The sequence below is a fragment of the Inquilinus limosus MP06 genome, assembly GCF_000767795.1.
Lineage (GTDB): Bacteria > Pseudomonadota > Alphaproteobacteria > DSM-16000 > Inquilinaceae > Inquilinus > Inquilinus limosus_E.
Genome location: NZ_JANX01000673.1, coordinates 1 through 2,985, shown reverse-complemented (window position 1 = coordinate 2,985; position 2,985 = coordinate 1). Strand labels below are relative to the sequence as shown.

At 70.9% G+C, this 2,985-nt stretch carries 3 protein-coding genes; all 3 read right to left on the bottom strand.

Annotated features, from left to right (window positions below; all coding sequences use genetic code 11):
- Positions 1-103 precede the first annotated feature (103 nt).
- Positions 104-1,492, bottom strand: coding sequence for a dipeptidase (locus P409_RS30610; protein ID WP_034847357.1), 1,389 nt, complete (start codon positions 1,490-1,492; stop codon positions 104-106).
- A 215-nt stretch (positions 1,493-1,707) separates the two neighbouring features.
- Positions 1,708-2,526 (bottom strand): c-type cytochrome, encoded by an 819-nt coding sequence (locus P409_RS30605; protein ID WP_034847355.1) that lies wholly within the window; start codon positions 2,524-2,526, stop codon positions 1,708-1,710.
- An 85-nt stretch (positions 2,527-2,611) separates the two neighbouring features.
- On the bottom strand, positions 2,612-2,985 hold a 374-nt coding region (gene ygfZ, locus P409_RS30600; RefSeq protein ID WP_034847353.1), incomplete at its 5' end, for a CAF17-like 4Fe-4S cluster assembly/insertion protein YgfZ.

The following is a 2,985-nucleotide window of genomic DNA, read 5'->3' as shown; positions in this document are numbered from 1 at the left end:
GCCGCGGCGGCGACCGCCACCCGAGCGACCGCGGCCGCATCGCCGTGATGGCCAGCTTCCATCTGGGGTAGGGGAGGGGCCGCCGTCGGGCGGCCCCAGGGCCTTACTTCTCCGCCAGCGCCGCCAGGATCCGCGCCCAGGAGCGGATGCCCTTGTGAAAGCTGGTCAGGTCGTATTTCTCGTTCGGGCTGTGGATCTGGTCGTCGTCCAGCCCGAAGCCGACCATCACCGAATCCATGCCCAGGATCGTCTTGAACGACCCGACCACCGGGATCGAGCCGCCGGAGCCGATCAGCATCGCCGGCCGGCCCCATTCGTCCTGCAGCGCCGCCCGGGCACGGGTCAGGGCCGGGCTGTCGATCGCCAGCGACAGGGCGGGGCTGCCGTCGCGCGACCAGAACTCGGCCGAGCAGTCGGCCGGCAGCCGCGACCTGACGAAATCATGGAAGGCATCGCGGATCTTCGCCGGGTCCTGGTCGCCGACCAGCCGGAACGACACCTTGGCGAAGGCCTTGGCCGGGATCACCGTCTTGGCGCCCTCGCCGGTATAGCCGCCCCAGATGCCGTTGACGTCGCAGGTCGGCCGCGCCCACAGCCGCTCCAGCGCCGGCCGGCCGCGCTCGCCGGCGGGGATCGACAGGCCGATCTGGGCCAGGGAATCCGCCTCGTCGAAGCCCATCGACTGCCACTGCGCCTTCAGCTGGGTCGGCACTTCCGGCACGCCGTCATAGAAGCCGGGCACGGTGATGCGGCCGTCCTCGTCGCGCAGATCGGCCAGAATGCGCGTCAGCACATGGATCGGGTTGCGGGCGGAGCCGCCATAGATGCCGGAATGCAGGTCGCGGTTGGCCGCGGTGATCGTCACCTGCTCATAGACCATGCCGCGCAGGCTGGTGGTGATCGCCGGCGTCTTCGGGTCCCACATGCCGGTGTCGCAGATCAGCGCCAGGTCCTTCGACAGCTCCTCCCGGTTGGCCTCCAGGAACGGGTTCAGGCTGGGGCTGCCCGATTCCTCCTCGCCCTCGAAGAACACGGTGATCGGCAGCGGCAGCGACCCGGTCACCGCCTTCCAGGCGCGGCAGGCCTCGACGAAGGTCATCAGCTGGCCCTTGTCGTCCGAGGCGCCGCGGGCGCGGATGCGCTTGACGCCGTCGGCCCCGGTCTCGATCCGCGGCTCGAAAGGCGGGGCGTGCCACAGGTCCAGCGGGTCGACCGGCTGCACGTCGTAATGGCCGTAGAACAGCACCTCGGGGCCGGGGCCGGCGGCGACGGCATGGCCGACCACCATCGGATGGCCGGTGGTCGGCCGCACCTCGGCGGCGATGCCGGCATCGGCCAGGTCGGCCGCCAGCCACTCGGCGGCGGCGCGGCACTGGTCCTTGTAGGCGGGGTCGGTCGAGATGCTCTGCAGGCGCAGGAACGCCATCAGCCGGTCGAGGCTGGAATCGAGGCCGGCGTCGATCGCCGACAGGACCTGGTCGAGCGTGCTCACGGAAAGACTCCTCCGGAATTCGTTGGCCCGACCCTAGAGCAGATCGGACGCGGCGGGAAAGGGGAGGGGGCAGAGCCCGTTCGAGAATGCGCTGGCGTGAGTCGGCTGGCGGTGGTTTCGAGAACCGGAGCGCAGCGGACGTCTAAGTCCGTGAGCACCGGAAGCGCAGAAACCGCCGTCAGACGGCCACGCCAGTAGCATTGTCGGACGGGCTCTCAGCCCTTCCGTCCGGCCATATGCTTGAGATAGGCGATGACCTGGTCGATCTCGCGGTCGCTCATCTGCTCCGGCGTGAAGCCCTGCATCTTGCGGTCCGGCCAGTCGCGCACCGAGGCCGGATCGCGGATCAGCGCGTGCAGCGCCGCCGCGGTCAGGTACTGGGTCGGGTTCATCGGCCGGTTCAGGTCGGGCCCGACATCGGCCGATCCGGCGCCGCTGAACTTGTGGCAGACCAGGCATTGGGTGACGAACAGCGTCTGGCCGCTGCGGATCGGGTCGGCCGCCGGCAGGGCCGGGTCGACCGCCAGCTCCGGCCAGCGGGCGGCGGGGGAGGGCTGGGTGTCCAGCTTGGCCATCTGGTAGGGCCACTGCTCGCTGCGCACCGTCGCCGCCTGGTCGCCGGTCCAGACCAGGTAGAAGGTGCCGGCGCTGACCGTCTTCTCCGGCAGCTTGGGCCAGGGCGCGTCGGCCGGCTCGATCGCCACCCAGGCGATCACGGTCTTCGGATCGGTGCTGAGGATCTGGTCGACCGGCAGCTGCGCCGCGTAGCCGTCGGTCGCGATCGCCTCCACCACCGTGTCGGGCGGCGGCGTCAGCCCGGCGATCAGGGCGGCCAGCGGCACGGCGCGATAGGTCATGGTGCGGCCATAGATCGCGTCCTTCGCCACCTCGATCGTCTTCGCATCCGGCCGGGCCAGTAGCTGGTCGCGGGTGAAGTGGCGGCTCTCGCCGCCGATGGTCAGGTCCAGCGCCGGCTCGGCAGCGCTGGCGGTAACGGCCCACAGCAGCAGGCCGATGACAGCAAAGATGCGCATGATTGCCTCCCCTCGCGGCGAGAATGCGCCGCGTTGGGGATAGGAAACCATGCCGCCGGGGTGAGTCGCCAGCGCCGGGAGGATCTCAGGCGGCTTTTCCCGCCGGGGTTGCCGGGCGGACCGGGGTTTCCCCAGCGAGCAGCGGGCCGGCATCGCCCTCCAGCGCCTCCAGCCGCAGCAGGGCCAGGCCGATGCCGTCGCGGCTCGACCGCATCTCGCCGGCCTCGCGCCCGTCGCGCAGGATCGGCGTGCCGGGTTCCGGCGCCGGCCCGTCCAGCTCCACCGGCGCCAGCCGCTTCTTCAAGAGGCCGCGATAGCGGGTGCGGGCGGTCAGCTCCTGCCCCATGTAGCAGCCCTTGTCCCAGGCGATGGCGTTCAGCGAATCGTAGTTCGCCTCCAGCAGCACCGTCTTCTCGGGCACCAGGTCGCGGGTGCCGTCGGGCACGCCCAGGGCCAGGC